This is a genomic window from Streptomyces sp. NPDC088910 (genome assembly GCF_044749865.1).
In the GTDB taxonomy this organism is placed as follows: domain Bacteria; phylum Actinomycetota; class Actinomycetes; order Streptomycetales; family Streptomycetaceae; genus Actinacidiphila.
The window spans coordinates 22,830-39,278 of the sequence record NZ_JBIVIV010000005.1 but is presented as its reverse complement, the minus strand read 5'-3'; the positions used below and the strand labels follow the sequence as shown (position 1 = coordinate 39,278).

The window sequence follows — 16,449 nt, the reverse complement described above, 5'->3', positions numbered from 1 at the left end:
GGTCACCGAATGTCGACATCAGCAAGCCCTGAAGGGACGACGGCCACGACTCAGGCCGGGACGACGGCGGAGCCGAGGGCCGAGATGAAGGCGGTTCAGTACCGCACCGTGGGCGCCGCCCCCGAAGTGGTGACCGTCCCGCGCCCCGAGCCGGGCCCCGGCCAGGTGCTGCTCAAGGTCACGGCGGCCGGGGTGTGCCACTCCGACATCGCCGTCATGAGCTGGCCCGCCGAATCCCTGCCCTTCGCGCTGCCGCTCACCCTCGGCCACGAAGGCGCGGGCACCGTCGCCGCGCTCGGCGAGGGCGTCGGCGGCCTGGAGCCGGGCGAGTCGGTCGCCGTCTACGGCCCGTGGGGCTGCGGCGGCTGCCTGATGTGCGCGCAGGGCAAGGAGAACTACTGTCTGCGCGCCGAGGAGCTGGGCATCCGCCCGCCCGGCCTCGGCGCGCCCGGCGCCATCGCCGAGTACATGATCGTCGACGACCCCCGGCACCTGGTGCCGCTCGGTGACCTCGACCCCGTCGCCTCGGTGCCGCTGACCGACGCGGGCCTCACGCCGTACCACGCGATCAAGACCTCGCTGCCGAAGCTGGTCCCCGGCAGCACCGCCGTCGTCATCGGCACCGGCGGCCTCGGCCACGTCGCCGTGCAGCTGCTGCGCGTGCTCAGCCCGGCCCGCGTCATCGCCCTCGACGTCAGTGACGAGAAGCTGGAGCTGGCGCGCGCTGTCGGTGCCCACGAGACCGTCCTGTCCGACGCCGACGCGGCCGACCGGGTCCGCGCGCTGACCGACGGCGTCGGCGCCCAGGCCGTCTTCGACTTCGTGGGCGCCGCCCCCACGGTCGCCACCGCCACCGCGTGCGCCGCCGTCGAGTCCGACGTGACGATCGTCGGCATCGGCGGCGGCAGCGCCACGGTCGGCTTCGGCACCGTCGCCTACGACGCGGCCGTCCGCGCCCCCTACTGGGGCTCGCGCGCCGAGCTGATCGAGGTGCTCGACCTCGCCCGCTCCGGCGCGGTCGAGGTCCACGTCGAGACGTACTCCCTGGACGACGCTCCGCTCGCCTACGAGCGGCTGCACGCCGGGAAGATCAACGGCCGCGCCGTGATCCTGCCCTGAAGGTCGACCTCACGTTGAGCTTCTGGGACCTACTGGGACCTAGTGTGACCTTCTGGGATCTTCGGACCGGGTACGGCCGAGGACCGCTCAGACCGGCTCGTCCGCCGGCGCCGGTGCCGGGACCTTCGCCGTACCGCCGCCCGTGGCGCGCACGTGCCGCGCCGGGATGAACGCGGCGATGAACAGCGCCGCGACGGCCGCGCCGCAGGCGACGGCGAAGGCCACCCGGAAGCCGCTGAGCGAGGGCAGCGGCGCGCCGTGGTACGAGGTGGTCATGTGGGCGAGGATCACGCCGACGACCGCGCTGGACGACGAGGTGCCGATGGACCGCATCAGGGTGTTGAGCCCGTTGGCGGCGGCGGTCTCCGCCAGCGGCACCGCGCCCATGATGAGCGCGGGCATGGCCGCGTAGGCGAGGGCGATCCCGCAGCCGATGACGGAGGCGACGACCACCACCTGCCACACGGCGTGGGTGAGGAACAGGCCGAGCCCGTAGCCGACCGCGACGACGGCCATGCCGATCATCAGGGACACGCGCGGGCCGCGGGCCGCCGAGATCCGCGCCGACAGCGGCGACACGGCCATCATCACCAGCCCGGACGGGGCCAGGCACAGACCGGCCACGAGCATGGACCGGCCGAGCCCGTACCCCGTCTCCTCGGGGAGCTGGAGGAGCTGGGGCAGGACCAGCGACATCGCGAAGAGCGAGAAACCGGCCATGACGGAGGCGATGTTGGTGAGCAGCACCTGCGGCCTGGCCGTCGTGCGCAGATCCACCAGCGGCGCGCTGGTGCGCAGTTCGAACATGCCCCAGCCGACGAGTACGACGACGGCCGCGGCCAGCAGTCCCAGCGTGGTGCCCGAGGCCCAGCCCCAGTCGCCGCCCTTGGAGATCGCCAGCAACAGGCAGACCAGGCCCACGGACAGCCCGATCGCGCCCGGCACGTCGAACCGGCTCGGCGTGCGCACCGGGGACTCCGGCACGAGGAACAGGACCAGCGCCATCGCCGCCACGCCGAGCCCCGCGGAGGTGTAGAACAGCGCGTGCCAGTCGGCGTGCTGCGCGATCAGCGCGGCGCTGGGCAGGCCGAGCGCGCCGCCGATGCCGAGCGACGAGCTCATCAGCGCCATCGCGGAACCGAGCCGTTCCGCGGGCAATTCGTCGCGCATGATGCTGATGCCCAGCGGGATGACGCCCGTCGCGCCGCCCTGGAGCGCCCGGCCCACGACCATCGGGACCAGCGACGAGGTGAAGGCGCAGACCAGCGAGCCGACGACCAGCAGACCGAGGCTGAGCAGCAGGACGCGGCGCTTGCCGTACATGTCGCCGAGCCGTCCGGTGACCGGGGTGGCGACCGCTCCGGCGAGCAGGGTCGCGGTGATCACCCATGAGGTGTCGGAGGCCGAGGCGTGCAGCAGGCCAGGCAGTTCGGGCAGCAGCGGGACGACCAGCGTCTGCATGAGGGCCACCACGATGCCCGCGAAGGCCAGCACGGCGACGACCGCGCCACTCGCGGGCCGGTGGACACCGGCGGTGTGACCGGCTGCCGGTATGCCGGTGCCGCTTGCTGAGTCGGACATGTCGTCGCCTTCGGTGGGGGTCGTCGGGCCGCGGGCCGTGGACGACGTGGGCAGGGAGATGTGCATGATACATAGGATGTGCGTCATGCACATTGCCCAGGTCGTGGGTACTCTCGGGAGGCGGGAGCACGGACGTCACGGCGCGCGCCCCCGGGTTCGTACGTCCCACGTCGTGCGTCCATACGTCATGCGGAGGCGGTGTGCTGGAGCGGCTGGAGCGGGAACTGATGCTGGTGGCCCGCCACCATGTGCTGACGCGCCGGGACAGCTCGGCCGAGCGGCTGGACAAGTCCGCGTATCTGCTGCTCGCGCGCCTCGACTCGGAGGGCCCGATGTCCATCGGACAGCTCGCCGACGCCTTCGCGCTCGACACCTCGACGGTCAACCGGCAGACCGCCGCCCTCCTGAGGGCCGACCTCGCCGAGCGCGTCCCCGACCCCGACGGCGGCCTCGCCCGCAAGCTCCGCATCACCGAAGAGGGCGCCAAACGGCTCGCGGCCGACCGCGCGTTCTACATCGCGGGCATCGACAGCGTCCTGACCGACTGGTCACCGCAGGACGTGGAACTCCTCAGCGACATGCTCGCCCGCTTCAACCGCAGCATCGAGTCCCGCGAAGGGCGGCAGTGGCCGCGGCCGTGAGACCGCGCTCGGCGGACCGTCCACGCGAGGGCGTACGGCCGGTCAGCCGAGCAGGGCCAGCAGACGGCCCGCCTGCCGCCGCGCCGTACCCGGCGGATTGCGCCGGGCGGCCGGGTCCTCCGAGGCCAGGTCCTCGAAGGACAGCAGGAACAGCCACACCAGCGCGATCAGCCGTCGGCAGTCCCGCAGCCGTACGGTCTCCGCCGCCGTCAGCTCGACGTGCGACAGGAACGCCGCGACGTCCAGCGGGTGTTCCACCCAGCTCGCCACATGCTCGGTGATCTCCGCCAGTTCATAGGCGCGGTCGCTGCGGCCGGAGTCCTCGAAGTCCACGACCCGCACACGCGAGCCGTCCCAGAGGTAGTTGGCGAGATTGCCGTCACCGGGGCCGAAGACCGCGGGCACGGCGGTCTGTTCCGTACGGTCCGGGCCCGACGCGTCCAGCCAGGCGAGGCCCGCGTCGACAGCGGCCCCCACGGCCGCGTCCACCCGTCCCCGCACCCGCGGCGCCCAACCGCGCAGCCGCGCGCCGAGTTCCGCCGGGCCTTCCGGCCGTACGGGCACCCGCGCGAGGACGTCGGCGGGCAGCGCGCTGTGCAGCGCGTTCACCGTCCGCGCGAGACGCGTCAGCCGCTCGCCGTCCAACGGCGCGCCCCGGAGCGGCGCTCCGGGCAGCAGGGACATCGAGACCACCGGCCCCGCGTCGCCCAGGTCGCAGGAGTACGGCCGCGGCGCCAGCCCCGGCGCGTGCCGGTCGAGCAGCGTCAACGCCCGCCACTCGCGCACGGCGCGCTCGTGGGCGGTGGCCGGGAACCGCTTGGTCACGCCGTCGGCCGCGAACGTCACGGCGTGCGTGCCCCACTGATGCGCGCCCATGGCAACCGATCCTGCCAGGCCCGCCGTTGGACCCGCCGGGAGGCGGCGCGGGAAACGCCGTGTGCGAAGTGCCGCCGCTCGCCGCTCGATTGATTTGGCAATCTCTTTACAACCCGGCGCCACCCCGCGTCGTCTCTCCCCTGCGAATCCCCTTACGGCCCGGCCGGCGCTCGTTCCGGAGCGCGGCAGCCGGGGGGAGAAGGGAAGACCGGACATGCGCATGAGTTCACTCGCCGTCGGCGCCGCCGCGTTCTCGACCGCGGCCAGTTTCGCCGTACTCGGAGCGTCCCCGGCGACCGCCGTCGCCCCCGCGAGCGACACATCGAGCACTCCGATGTGCGCCACCTCCCAGCTCACCGCGTCCCTCGGCGGTCAGGACGCCGGAGCGGGCAACCTCTACCGCTACCTGGTGCTGACCAACCACAGCGGCACCACCTGTCACCTCACCGGATTCCCCGGCCTGTCGCTGCTCGACGCGAGCGGCAAGCAGATAGGCGCGCCCGCCACCCGCGAGCACAACGGCTACGCGGCGGTCGTGCTGCGCCCCGGCGGCAAGGTGAGCGACACCATCCACACCATCAACCACCAGGGCACCTGCCTGCCGACCTCCACGAGCCTGCGGATCTACCCGCCGGGGAACAAGGCGTCGCTGGTCTTCGCGGGAAAGATCACCAACTGCGACAACCAGTTCTCCGTCACCCCGCTCGTCGCGGGCACCGGCGGCAACCCCTCCAACTCCGCGCCCGCGCCGACGCCCACCACCACGTCCTCCGGCTCCGGCTCGCAGGTCACCGCCGTACCCAGCGGCGCCCCCGACACCGGCCTCGCCGAGACCGCGCACTCCTCGGGCACCCACGACAAGGACACCCTCGCGCTGGCCGGCGCCGGTGTGCTGGCCGTCGGCGCCCTCGGCCTGGTCACCGGGATGCGCCGCAGGTCGCACGGCCGGGCACAGGACTGACCGTTGCCGACCGTCACCTCCCTCAGCCGTTCCGTCCCGGTACGGGCCTGGTGCGTGCTCGCCGCCGCCGTACTGGTGCTGCTGAGCGGCTGCCAGTCCGACCCGCCCGCTCGGGCCACCCCGGGCGGGACGGAGCGGACACCGTCCGCCTCGGCGTCCGCGACCTCGACGCCGTCGTCCCGCGGTACGGCCCCGGCGACCACCGGGGCCGTACCGCTGGCCCGCTCGGTCCCGGTCCGGCTGCGGATCGCGGCCATCGGCGTCGACACCCCGGTGATGTCACTGGGGCTCAACTCCGACGGCACCGTGGCCGTACCGCCGATCGAGGCGCGCTCGCCCGCGGGCTGGTACAGCGGCTCGCCGACGCCCGGCGTCACAGGACCCTCGGTGATCCTCGGCCACGTCACGGTCGGACAGTACGGCGACGGCGTCTTCCGCCACCTGTCCGAGCTCGCCGCCGGCGACCGGATCGAGATCGGCCTCAAGGACGGCGCCACGGCCGCCTTCACCGTCGACTCCGTCCAGACGGTCGCCAAAGCGCGATTTCCGACGGACCGCGTGTACGGGAACGTCGACCACCCCGCTCTGCGTCTCATCACCTGTGGCGGCACCCGGATCACCGGGAGCGGCTATCAGGACAACGTGATCGTCTACGCGTCCCTGTCGTCGGGAGCGGGAACCTGAACAGGACCCCGCACCCGTCCGCCGTCCGGACGCCCACCGCTCGTACGCACCGGACCTGGTCCGCGCGTACGTCCCCGGCGCCGGCCCCGATCCGGGGCCGGCGCGGGGCGGGCGGCGCCGGGCGGCCCGGGAGGTCTGCCCCGGCGCCACCGGGGCAGACGACGATCACCACGAGGACGACGAGTGAGGAGAGCGGCCATCCGGTCCCAAGAGCGCGCGGCCGCCGAGCTGTTCGAGGCCGTCTATCCGCGCCTGGCGGGCTGGTGCCGCCGTCTGGTGGACGACGACGGGACCGCGCACGAGATCGCGTCCGAGGCCTTCACCCGGCTGTGGGCGCGCTGGACCAAGGTCGAGGAGCCCAGCGGATACCTCTATGTGACCGCGGCCAACCTGGTCAGGGACCACTGGCGCAGACTGGAGCGGGAGCGCCGCGCCATGCGCCGATTCACCACGGAGGAAGCCGTGAAGGAGCAGCAGGACAGCAGCGACCCCTCGGTGCGCATGCTCGTCCAGTCCCTCCCGGAGCGACTGCGCGACCCGGCACTGCTGTACTACTACGCGGACCTGCCCGTACAGCAGGTGGCCGCGCTGCTCGGCCGGAACGAGGGCACGGTCAAGGCCGACCTGCACGCGGCCCGCGAACTGCTGCGCGCCAGGCTGGGGGAACACCATGACCGGACTGTCTGACGACGGTCCCGGCGGGGAGCCCTTCGACCCGCTGGAGCCGCTGCTGCGCCCGCCCGCGGTCTACCTGCCGCCGCCCGCGGGCTCGTTCGAGCTGATCCGCCGCCGCGCGGCCAGGCGCCGCCGCTCCCGCGCGATGGTCGGCGGCACGCTCGCCGCCGCCGTCATCACCGGTGCCTTCTACGTGGCCGGCACGCTCAACAGGGACGACTCGCAGGAGGTCGTCCCCACACCGGCCAACAGCAGCGGGCCCGTCACCACGGCCCCCGGACCGACGACCCCGCCCGTCGTGCCGCCGCCCGCGCCCACCCCGACGCGGACCACGCCCACCAAGGGCCCGGGCGACGGTACGACCGTCACGTCCGAGCCGTCAGGGACCACCCCGCCCACCTCGCCGACCAGCACCAGCACCGGCACCGACTCCGCCGCCACACCGCTGTGCACGGCCGCGCAGCTCACCGCCTCCCTCGGCGACGGCGACGCGGGCGCGGGCAACCTCTACCGCTACCTGCTGCTCACCAACCACAGCGATACGGTCTGCCATGTCACCGGCTTCCCCGGCCTGTCGCTGCTGGACGCGAACGGCAAGCAGATCGGCGCCCCCGCCACGTACCAGAATCTCCCGCACGGGCCCGTCGTGCTGCGGCCCGGCGAGTCCGCGAGCGACACCATCCACACCGTCAACCAGCAGGGGACCTGCCTGCCGACCTCCACGAGCCTGCGGATCTACCCGCCGGGCAGCAGGGCGTCGCTGGTCTTCCCGGGGAAGATCACCAACTGCGACAACGAGTTCGTGGTCACCCCCTTCACCGCGGGCGCGACGGGCAACCCGCCGTCCTGACGGGGACGGCGGGGGTCGGTCCGCGCCGACGCCGGCTCAGTGCACGTCCGGCGGGCTGGAGGTCGCGGGCGGCATCGAGTAGGTGGGGGACGCGGGGGAACCCGAACGGACGCCCGGCGGTTTGCTGGGCGGCATCGGCGCCGCGGTGATCAGCACCCTGCCGTACGCCGCCATCGCCGCCGCCATCACGAGCAGGATCATCAGCCAGCGCAGGTGCAGCCGGGCGGGGACGCTGAGCAGCCACGACAGCATCCCGCCGGACAGCAGCAGCCCGGAACGACTCCTGCGGTTGACGCCGCGACGGCTCATCGGCGCCCCCTTCCGCCGGTGGGCCGGGTATGGGGCAGAGTGCGTCCGATCTGGTCGCGGTAGCGCAGGAGTTCCAGCGGCATGTCGAAGGCGACGGCCGCCACGATCTGCGGACCGTACGCGGTCTGCCGGGAGTAGCGGACCAGGAAGCGGTCCGAGCGCATCGAGCCCGCCACGACCTCGGTGTCCGTGCCGAGCGCGGGGATGCCCACCGCCTGGATCCGGATGCCGTGCTGTTCCGACCAGAAGCGCGGCACCGGAGTGAAGCGCGCCGCGCGTCCGGGGCCGCGCAGCAACGAGTCGGCGGCGTGCTGCCCCATCTCCACGGCGTGGATGAGGTGTTCGACCCGGCGCGGCTCGGTGTCGAACCGGGGGTTGGGCCAGCGGGCCACGTCCCCGGCCGCCACCACATGCGGCGTGGTCCTGCCCCACTGGTCCACCGCGTGGCAGGTCGGCCCGCAGAGCACGCCGTCGGAGATCTCCAGACCGCTGCCCCGCAGCCACTCGGTACGGGGCTGGCCGCCGAGACCGAGCACCACGAAGTCGCAGTCGAGGACCGCGCCGTCGTCGAGCCGCAGCCGCAGCCCGTCGCCGTGGTCCTGCCAGTCGGTGATCTTCGTGCCGAGGCGGACGTCGACACCCGCGCGGCGCTGGAGCGAGCCGACCACCGCGCCGACCCTGGCGCCGAGCACCCGGCGCAGCAGCGGCGCGCTGTGGACGACGAGCGTCACGTCCATCCCGTTCTCCCGCGCGGTGCAGGCGAGTTCGCAGCCGATGAAGCCGCCGCCGAGGATCACCACCCGACGGGCGCGCGCCGCGTGCATCGCCCGCCGTATCGCCGCCGCGTCCTCGATCGTGCGGACGGTACGGACCCGGTCGCTGAACACCGGCGCCTCGGGCAGCCGCTTGGCGTCCACACCGGTCGCCACCACCAGCCCGTCGAACGGCAGATACTCCCCGCCGCGCAGTTCGATCGCGGACTTCGCCAGGTCCAGCCCCGTCATCCGGGTGTCGAGCAGCCAGTGCGCGTCCAGCGCCGCGTCCGCCCGGAAGGGTAACTGCTGTTCGGCGAGCCGGCCCGACAGATACTGCTTGGACAGCGGCGGACGGCTGTACGGCCGGTGCGGCTCCTCGCCGACCATCACCAACTCCCCGTCGAAACCGCGCTCCCTGAGTCGGGTCGCGGCGCTCAGCCCGGCGAGCCCGGCGCCCGCGACGACGATCCGCCGCAGGCTCGCCCGCGCCGCGGAGCCGCTGCGCAGCGGCCTCGCCGCCCGCCGCCCGATCGCGGCGGGACCGCCGGACGGGCTCTGCCCGCCGTGGACGGTGATGGCCTGCATCGGGCAACACCGCACCGCCTGGCGGGCCTTGGCCGCGTAGTCGGCGGGCACGCTGCGCGTGTAGTGCAGCGAACCGCTCTCGGCGATCCGGAAGACCTCGGGCGCCTCCTGCTGGCAGATGCCGTAGATGTGGCACCGGTTGTTGTCGACGCTGATCCGTACCGGCTCCGCCTCGGGCACCAGTACGGGCCTGGCGGGCGCGAACGACTCGGCGGCGATGGGGGCTTGGGGGAGCGGCGGCGCGGTGCGCGCGGCCGGGCGGCCCTGGTGGACGACGACCGGCGTGGTGGGCCGGGCGGCGGGCGTCTGACCAGGTGGCCAGGGCGCCGGGGGGACACGGCCCGGGGGAGGCGGCTGGATCATTCGGCGGCTCCCGGCCTGCCGAGGTAGGTGCGCTGTCTGAGCCGGGAGCGGGACGGGAAGGCGCGGATCAGGAAGGCCAGCAACACCGTGCCCGCGCCGGTGGCGATGCCGACCGACACCAGATTCAGATGGCGCGGCTCGGGGTGCACCAGGAAGACGTGCAGCCAGATCAACCCAAAGGCTGCATAAGCGAACTGATGAGTCCTCAGCCAGCGGTGGTAGCCCAGTCTGCGCTGGAGCCACACCGAACAGCCCACGGCGATGGCCAGTTCGGTGCCGAGGATGCCGAAGCCCACCGGGAGCCGCTGCACACCGCCGGTGAACGGCACCGTCAGCTCACGGCCGCCGATCCGCCAGACCGGCTGGTAGAGAAAGGTCGCGCCGTGCACGACACCGAAGATCATCGCGGAGAGCGCCAGCGTCATGTGCGCGCCGTAGAAGGTGGCCCGGTTGACCGCGTGCTGCAGGAATCTCAGCCGCAGCAGCACACCGAGGACGACGGTGGCCACCATCAGCACATACGCGATCAGAGCCGCGAGTCGCGCGATCTTGTGGACGCCCATGTCGTAGGGGACCTGCTTGTCGTACGCGTCCAGCGGGGAACCGGGGATGGGAGCGGCGGCGGAAGTGCCGCGCGCCAGGAGCAACCCCACCGTGAAAAGCACCAATACCGAGAAAAGCACCAGCAGAAGACGGGAAGCACCGCTGAGCGCGGGGGTCTTCTTACGGCTGTCGAATGCCGCGACCGTGACCATATCCTGTGACTCCTCGTATCGACGCGACTGCGACACGCGCAGGGCGAAGACCTGGGGCGATACCCGGAGCCGAGCTGTCCCGTTACCCTTTTGTGCATTCGCCGATGAATGCGGCAAAGGTGTTCGGGGCAGGCTTCTCTTCGGGCCCTTTCCCCTGAAGGACACGCTGCTTGGCGGCAGACGCTACACCAAGATTCGCGCGCGGTCGATGCATGGCCAACGGGCCCCGGGCTGGCTCGATATGACGCTAAATCACCATTGTGACGGCGAATCACCGGCCCGGATCGCGTAGCTCGCGTAAAGGCTTTGCGCGGCGATGGTGAATCACGAACCGGTGTACTGCGCGGCGAATGGTGAAGGACCGGGCCGGGCGCGGCTCAGCCCGCGCCGCCCGGACGGTCGGCCGTGCGGGGGAGCGGCAGGTCGCCGGTGAGGGAATTCTGGATCACCGGCGCGTACACGGCGATCAGCGACGGCGTGCTCGCGGATGCCAGCGGCTCGACGCGGATGATGTAGCGGGCCATGACCAGACCGATGAGCTGAGAGCCCAACAGGGCAGAGCGCAGCGCGCGTTGTGGCTCGGCCAGTGCCTGGGCCAGCGGGCCGAGCACTTCGCGGCCGAGGAATTCCCGCAGAATCCCGGCGGCCGTCTCGTGCGAGACCGCCGACCGGATCACCGCCAGCAGCGCGTCGTGCCGCTCGGCCGACTCCCACAGGCCGAGGACCGTCGTCAGCAGCCGCTCGCCCGAGGTGGCGGGATCCCCGGCGAGCACCGGCAGCAACTCCATCGGGCGCACCGCCTCGTGGACGGCGGCGGCGAACACCCCTTCCTTGGACCGGAAGAAGTGGTGCACGAGCGCCGCGTCGACCTTCGCTTCGCGGGCGATGCCGCGCACCGTCGTCCGCTCGTAGCCGTACTCGGCGAATTTCAGCCGCGCCGCCCGCAGGATCGCCTCTCTGCTGCCGCTGCGGCCCGGCCGTCGGCCGGGCCGTCCGGTGACCGCCTCTCCCATGACCGCCGCCCTGTCACGTAAATTCACCGTTCGGTGATTTATGAGAGTAGCCTCGGCGGGGTGAAACGCCAACCACCCGCCGGCCGTGCGCCGGCCACCGTCGGCGCCGCGGGCGCGGACCGCGTGCGGACCGGGCGCCGGTCCGGTCCGGCGCCGACGCGGCCCGGCCGCCCGCCGGGCGCTCGACACGCCTCGCCGAACCCGGAAGAATTACCCGCGAGGGTCGCTTGAAACCTCTTTGGGACGCAAACGGGCGACCTGTCCGCGAGGGGAGTTTATCGGCGCGCCGTGACCTGTGCGGCGGCTCGGGGCATTGCCCGAAAGGGCTATAGATTTAACTTTCAATCATAACGAGCTCAAATGTTCCATGTTGATGCTGGTCAGGCGTGCGTGCTAGAGTCGAAATAACGTGCTGTTTGCTGAAGGTCGGGGGCTCGATGCTTCAGGATGGGATCACGAGAGTTCTTCTCGTCGACTCCAGAGCGGTTTCCCGTGTGGGACTCAGTGTCCTGCTGAGCAGGGAAACCGATCTGGAAGTCGTGGGCGAGGTTGCCGATATTCGGCACGCTCTGCCCTGCGTGGCAAGGTTGTCTCCGCATGTGGTGATCATCGACGCGCTGGATGTGGCGCCGGATGTTCCGCATGCCATCCAGCAGCTCATCGTCGGCGGCGCCGACGGCTGCCCTAAGATATTAGCCCTGGTCCAGAGCCTGGAGCAGTGCGCTCAGCACTGGCAGGCGGCCGGTGCCAGGGGTGTGCTCGACAGTCAGGCGAGTCCGGAGCGGATCATCGCCGCTGTCCGGATGGTCGCCGCCGGTTACCGACTGGTGATTCCCACCGTCGGGGCCGCCACTGCCGCCGCCACCGCGGCGGCCATCACGCCGGAACCGCCGCAAGCGGAAACATCGGAGACCGATCTGGTGTCCAGTGGAATAACCCGGCGTGAGCGCGACGTGCTCCAGCTCATCATCCGCGGCTATTCGAACGCGGAAATATCAGAAGCACTTTTTCTGAGTGAGAGCACCGTGAAATCACACGTTCAGCGCATGCTGGACAAGCTGGCTCTGCGCAATCGAGTACACGCCGTTATATATGCTTATGAAAAAGGAATTGTCAGAGCCGGCGGCAATTTAGAATCTTTAGTCGGTACCAGTATGTGACACCATTTTCGCGACCTGGGAACGGTCTTTCTTGCCGTTCCCGGTTCGGGGTATCTCGTCGAAAAGGCTGAGGCTGTCGACGAGCATGTAGGTGGGGAGCCGTTCGGCGCTCCACCGCTTGAGCGCGAGCAGGCCCGGAGCGCTGTCCGGGGCCGGGACCACCACGGCGTGCAGCCGTGCCGTGAGCCCGGTCCCGAGCACGACCACGGCCACGTCCCTGACCTGCGGGTGCAGGCTCAGGACGCTCTCGATCTCGCCCAGCTCCACCCGGTTGCCGCGGATCTTCACCATGTGGTCGCGGCGCCCCAGGTACTCCAGCATGCCCGCGTCGTCGTACCGCACGAGGTCGCCGGTCGCGTACGTGCCGCTCTGCGGCGGATGGCCCCAGTACCCGAGCATCACCGTGGGGCCGGAGACCAGCAGTTCCCGCCCCGCCTGGCCCGCGACCTCGGGGCCCAGCTCCAGGGTGTCGCCCGAGCAGACCGCGCCGATCGGCAGGGCGCCCGCGCGGTCGAGATCGGCGGCGCAGACTTCGTACGACGTACAGACATTCGTCTCGGTCGGGCCATACCAGTTGAGCAGCCTGACGTCCTGCCACGCCGCGCGCAGCCGCCGCACATGGGCGATCGGGAACGCCTCGCCCGCGAAGACGCAGGCCCGCAGCGCGCGCGGCGGCGGCCCGTCCAGCAGCCCGCCCTTGGTGATCATCAAGGTGAGCGCCGACGGCACCGAGTACCAGACGGTGATCGCGTGCTCGTCCATGAAGCGGACGAGCTGGGCCGGCGCGTAGGCCAGCGCCTCGGGCACCAGATGGACGCTGGCGCCCGCCAGGAACGCCGCGTAGAGGTCGAAGACCGACAGGTCGAAATTGAAGGGCGCGTGGTTGGAGAGCCGGTCCGAGGGGACCAGCCGCAGATCGGCCGCCGCCCACCGCACGAATGCCAGCGCGTTGAGGTGGCTCAGGCACACACCCTTGGGCTCACCGGTCGAACCCGACGTGAACAGGATGTACGCCGGATCGTGCTCCGAGCCCTCGACCGGCGACGGTACGGGCTGGCCCTCGCCCGTCGCCAGCAGGTCCGCGAAGGTACGGCAGGGCGCCGCGTCCCAGCCCGCGTCGGCCGCCGCGTCCGCGCCGTCCTCGTCGGTCACCACCAGCGCGGGGGCGCAGGCCGCGACGATCCGCGCCAGCCGCGACGGCGGGTTCGAGGACGCCACCGGTACGTAGACCGCTCCGCCACGCAGGCACGCCTGCATCAGCGCCACGACGTGCAGGCTCTTCGCGCTCCACAGCACGACCCGGTCGCCCGGCCGCACCCCGCTCGCGGCCAGCGCCGCGCCGTAACGCGCCGCGAGCGCGTCCAGTTCGCCGTAGGTCAGCCGTCCGTCGACGGCGTCGACCGCGAGTGAATCCGGCGCCCTGCGGGCGGCGGCGGTGACGAATTCGTGCAGCCTCACAGTCCCAGCTCCTTCGCGACGAGCTCCTTTTGGATCTCCGAGGTACCGGAGAACAGCACGCTCGGCACCGCGTCCCGCAGTGCCGCCTCCACACCCGACTCCGACCGGTATCCGCGACCGCCGAGAATCCGTACGGCGTCCAGCGCGCTCTGCACCGCGGCCTCGGAGACGGCGAGCTTCGACAGCGCCACCGGCAGGGTCGCCCTGCCGCCGCGGTCCATCTCCCAACAGGCCCGGTAGAGCAGGAGTCTGGCGCTCTCCAGCCGCAGCTTCATGTCCACGATGCGGTGCGAGACCGCCTGGAAGCCGGAGATGCGGCGGCCGAACTGCCGCCGCTCGCGGGCGAATCGGACGCACTCCTCGACCAGCCGGTCCATCAGGCCCAGATAGCCCGCGAAGAGGCAGGCACGCTCCCAGCCCATGGACGTCTGGAAGATCGTCGCGCCCATCCCCTCGACGCCCAGCACCTGGTCGTCGGGGACGAAGCACTCCTGGAAGGTCACCGTGCCCGCCAGGCAGGAGGACAGACCCATTTTCTCGAAGGGCTCACCGCGCAGCACCCCGGGGGCGTCGGCCGGCACGACGAAGGCGGTCTGGCCGAGGTGTCCCGAGTCCGGGTCGCTGGTCGCGTACGTGACCAGGACGTCGGCGGCCGGGCCGTTGCTGACGAAGCTCTTCTCGCCGTCCAGGACGAATCCGCCGGGCACTTCGGTCGCCGTCACCCGCAGCCGCGAGACGTCGGAGCCGGACTCCGGCTCCGTCATGGCGTTGCCCGCGATCATCCGGCCGGACGCCAGCTCCGGCAGGAAGCGCTTCTTGAGGTCCGCGCTGCCGAACTCCGCGATCGGCACGGCGCAGGCGAAGAGGTGGGCGCTGGCCGCGAAGACCAGCCCGGTGTCGTGGCAGCCGCGGCCCACGGCCTCGATGACCCGCGCGGTGTCGAGCGCGCCGAGGCCGTCCCCGCCGTACTCGGCGGGAAGGCAGGCGCCCAGGGCGCCGATCCGGCCGAGTTCCCGCCAGTCGGACCGTTCACCGGGGCGCCGCGGACGGTCCGCGGGGAACGCGTCGGCGGCCCGGCGGACGGTCTCCTCGTACCGCGCGGTCTGCTCGGTGCTCCAACTGAAGTCCACGCTGGCTCCTGCATCGGGAGGGGGGAGGGAGGGAGAGACGGAAGGTGGGGTGCTGCGCTCGGGGCTCGGGGCTCAGGGCTGGGGCTCGGGGCCGAGGGCTCCGCGCTCAGGGCTCAGGGGTCGCGGATCACATCGCGCCGACCGTGAGCAGGTCCGCCAGCGCGGAGCGCAGTTCGGCGCTGGCGAGCATCATGTGGCCGCCCCGCACGGTGGTGACCCGGCACGGCCCGGTGGTCTCCGCCGCCCACGCGGCCAGCCCCGGCGCGTCCACCACCGGGTCCAGGTCGCCGGCGAAGACATGCACCGGGCAGGACAGCGGCGGCAGTTCGGTGGGACGGCGGTAGGTCTCCGTCATCCGCAGGTCGGCGCGGAGCGGCGGAAGGAACAGGTCGAGCAGTTCAGGACTGTCCTCGACGGCGGGCAGCGCGCCCTCCAACGTCCGCAGGCCGCTCAGCAGTTGGGCGGGCGGCGCGTTGTGCAGCGGCGGCAGCGCGTGCGGGGTGCGGGGCGAATTGCGTCCCGAGACGATCAGGGCGGCGGGCGGCCCGACCAACTGCGAAAGCCGATGGGTCAGTTCGAAGGCGACCACGGCGCCGAAGCTGTGCCCGAACACCGCGTAGGGTCCCTCGATACCGGGTGCCAGCTCGGCCGCGAGGGTACGGGTCAGCGTGCCGATGTCCTGGGCGAGCGGTTCGCGCCTGCGGCTGCCGTGGCCCGGCAGGTCGACCGGGCGGACCCGCGCCACCTCGGCGAGGCCGGGCCGCCACGCGTGGTACATCACCGCGCTGCCGCCGGCATGGGGCAGGCACAGCAACTGGGGCCGTAGGGCGGGAAGCAGCACGGCCGCGGACCTCCTGTGATCGGGCGCACCGGATGGTCCCTCGATCCTCGCCGTTGCGGCGGCACGGGGCCACGGCCGTGAGTACTCATCATTAATGAGGACCCGCACGGGAAGCGGAAGCGGCGCCTCCCCCGTAAGTACGCACTTCGGGGCGTGTGTGCGCGGGCGTAATTCATCAGGTCTGGTGAAGTCCTCCGGCGGCGCCCGTAGCTACGTTTGGGGCCCTGGCCGAGCCGACCGCGACTTCGTGGAGTCGGGGGTTCCGCCGTGTCAACCCCGGACTCCGGAAGGTCGCTACGCATGTCCGACAGTTCTGATCCGCAGCTCGGCTACGACGAAGTCCTCGCGGAGCTGAAGGAGTTCGTCGAAACGCGATTCCTGCCCGAGGGCGAGGAGGGAATCGAGCCCGATTCCCCGCTGCTCCAGCTCGGAATCCTCACGTCGCTGAACACCACCGAGCTGATCGCCCATATCCACGACAGGTACGGGCTGTTCATGCCGCCCGAGTACATCGTCGGCAGGAACTTCAAGAGCCTGGACGCCATCAGCAAGCTCGTGGTCCGGATCCAGACCGACCCCGCCGCCATGGCCTGACGCTCTGTCCGACGCCGCTGTGCCGCCGCCGCTTTGACGCGGACGCGAACCGCCCGACCGGAAGCGCGGCCCGTGCCGAGGCAGGGCCCGTCCGATCCG

Annotated in this window: 17 protein-coding genes; 8 read left to right on the top strand and 9 right to left on the bottom strand. The window is 71.8% G+C overall.

Annotation, left to right across the window (positions count from 1 at the left end):
• Positions 1-84 precede the first annotated feature (84 nt).
• Entirely contained in the window at positions 85-1,119 is a 1,035-nt protein-coding gene (locus ACIP4Z_RS13370; RefSeq protein ID WP_401308132.1) for an NAD(P)-dependent alcohol dehydrogenase, read from the top strand.
• 87 nt (positions 1,120-1,206) lie between these two features.
• On the opposite strand, the gene ACIP4Z_RS13365 is transcribed toward ACIP4Z_RS13370, so the two are convergent.
• Positions 1,207-2,700 carry an MFS transporter gene (locus ACIP4Z_RS13365; protein ID WP_401308129.1) on the bottom strand — a complete coding sequence of 498 codons (1,494 nt, stop codon included), beginning with the start codon at positions 2,698-2,700 and terminating at the stop codon, positions 1,207-1,209.
• A gap of 227 nt (positions 2,701-2,927) precedes the next feature.
• On the opposite strand from ACIP4Z_RS13365, the gene ACIP4Z_RS13360 reads away from it, so the two are divergent.
• Positions 2,928-3,341 carry a MarR family transcriptional regulator gene (locus ACIP4Z_RS13360; RefSeq protein WP_391048211.1) on the top strand — a complete coding sequence of 138 codons (414 nt, stop codon included), beginning with the start codon at positions 2,928-2,930 and terminating at the stop codon, positions 3,339-3,341.
• 42 nt (positions 3,342-3,383) lie between these two features.
• On the opposite strand, the gene ACIP4Z_RS13355 is transcribed toward ACIP4Z_RS13360, so the two are convergent.
• Positions 3,384-4,217: a phosphotransferase gene (locus ACIP4Z_RS13355; RefSeq protein ID WP_401307353.1), complete on the bottom strand. Its 834-nt coding sequence runs from the start codon at positions 4,215-4,217 to the stop codon at positions 3,384-3,386.
• Between the two features lie 214 nt (positions 4,218-4,431).
• Here ACIP4Z_RS13355 and ACIP4Z_RS13350 point away from each other — a divergent pair, with 214 nt between their 5' ends.
• The 4 genes from ACIP4Z_RS13350 to ACIP4Z_RS13335 all read left to right on the top strand — a co-directional run bounded on the left by ACIP4Z_RS13350 (position 4,432) and on the right by ACIP4Z_RS13335 (position 7,387).
• Positions 4,432-5,178, top strand: a complete 747-nt coding sequence (locus ACIP4Z_RS13350) for a DUF4232 domain-containing protein (RefSeq protein WP_401307350.1) — start codon at positions 4,432-4,434, stop codon at positions 5,176-5,178.
• A 3-nt stretch (positions 5,179-5,181) separates the two neighbouring features.
• Positions 5,182-5,862: a class F sortase gene (locus ACIP4Z_RS13345; RefSeq protein WP_401307347.1), complete on the top strand. Its 681-nt coding sequence runs from the start codon at positions 5,182-5,184 to the stop codon at positions 5,860-5,862.
• 183 nt (positions 5,863-6,045) lie between these two features.
• Positions 6,046-6,549 (top strand): RNA polymerase sigma factor, encoded by a 504-nt coding sequence (locus tag ACIP4Z_RS13340; protein WP_355334821.1) that lies wholly within the window; start codon positions 6,046-6,048, stop codon positions 6,547-6,549.
• Entirely contained in the window at positions 6,533-7,387 is an 855-nt protein-coding gene (locus ACIP4Z_RS13335; protein WP_401307343.1) for a DUF4232 domain-containing protein, read from the top strand. Before ACIP4Z_RS13340 ends, ACIP4Z_RS13335 begins: the two co-directional genes overlap by 17 nt.
• A 36-nt stretch (positions 7,388-7,423) precedes the next feature.
• Here ACIP4Z_RS13335 and ACIP4Z_RS13330 read toward each other — a convergent pair whose 3' ends face one another.
• From ACIP4Z_RS13330 to ACIP4Z_RS13315, 4 genes are all read right to left on the bottom strand, one after another.
• The gene (locus tag ACIP4Z_RS13330; protein ID WP_391047703.1) at positions 7,424-7,696 is read right to left on the bottom strand and encodes a hypothetical protein; all 273 of its coding nucleotides are present in this window, start codon (positions 7,694-7,696) and stop codon (positions 7,424-7,426) included.
• Positions 7,693-9,399 (bottom strand): FAD-dependent oxidoreductase, encoded by a 1,707-nt coding sequence (locus tag ACIP4Z_RS13325; RefSeq protein WP_401307340.1) that lies wholly within the window; start codon positions 9,397-9,399, stop codon positions 7,693-7,695. Before ACIP4Z_RS13325 ends, ACIP4Z_RS13330 begins: the two co-directional genes overlap by 4 nt.
• Complete coding sequence (locus ACIP4Z_RS13320) at positions 9,396-10,154, bottom strand: ferric reductase-like transmembrane domain-containing protein (RefSeq protein WP_401307337.1); 759 nt, start codon at positions 10,152-10,154, stop codon at positions 9,396-9,398. Before ACIP4Z_RS13320 ends, ACIP4Z_RS13325 begins: the two co-directional genes overlap by 4 nt.
• Positions 10,155-10,531: 377 nt before the next feature.
• A complete protein-coding gene (locus ACIP4Z_RS13315; RefSeq protein ID WP_355334808.1) occupies positions 10,532-11,167 on the bottom strand; it encodes a TetR family transcriptional regulator in 636 nt (211 codons plus the stop codon).
• 494 nt (positions 11,168-11,661) lie between these two features.
• Here ACIP4Z_RS13315 and ACIP4Z_RS13310 point away from each other — a divergent pair, with 494 nt between their 5' ends.
• The gene (locus tag ACIP4Z_RS13310; RefSeq protein ID WP_355334806.1) at positions 11,662-12,327 is read left to right on the top strand and encodes a response regulator transcription factor; all 666 of its coding nucleotides are present in this window, start codon (positions 11,662-11,664) and stop codon (positions 12,325-12,327) included.
• Here ACIP4Z_RS13310 and ACIP4Z_RS13305 read toward each other — a convergent pair.
• The 3 genes from ACIP4Z_RS13305 to ACIP4Z_RS13295 form a co-directional block, all read right to left on the bottom strand.
• Positions 12,307-13,785 (bottom strand): amino acid adenylation domain-containing protein, encoded by a 1,479-nt coding sequence (locus ACIP4Z_RS13305; protein ID WP_401307333.1) that lies wholly within the window; start codon positions 13,783-13,785, stop codon positions 12,307-12,309. The genes ACIP4Z_RS13310 and ACIP4Z_RS13305 overlap by 21 nt on opposite strands.
• Positions 13,782-14,915 (bottom strand): acyl-CoA dehydrogenase family protein, encoded by a 1,134-nt coding sequence (locus ACIP4Z_RS13300; RefSeq protein ID WP_391047692.1) that lies wholly within the window; start codon positions 14,913-14,915, stop codon positions 13,782-13,784. The genes ACIP4Z_RS13305 and ACIP4Z_RS13300 overlap by 4 nt, the downstream gene beginning before the upstream one ends.
• Before the next feature lie 127 nt (positions 14,916-15,042).
• Positions 15,043-15,756 carry an alpha/beta fold hydrolase gene (locus ACIP4Z_RS13295; protein WP_355334797.1) on the bottom strand — a complete coding sequence of 238 codons (714 nt, stop codon included), beginning with the start codon at positions 15,754-15,756 and terminating at the stop codon, positions 15,043-15,045.
• A gap of 300 nt (positions 15,757-16,056) precedes the next feature.
• Between ACIP4Z_RS13295 and ACIP4Z_RS13290 the strand changes: the two genes are divergently transcribed.
• Positions 16,057-16,350 carry a phosphopantetheine-binding protein gene (locus ACIP4Z_RS13290; RefSeq protein WP_355334794.1) on the top strand — a complete coding sequence of 98 codons (294 nt, stop codon included), beginning with the start codon at positions 16,057-16,059 and terminating at the stop codon, positions 16,348-16,350.
• The last annotated feature ends 99 nt before the right edge of the window (positions 16,351-16,449 follow it).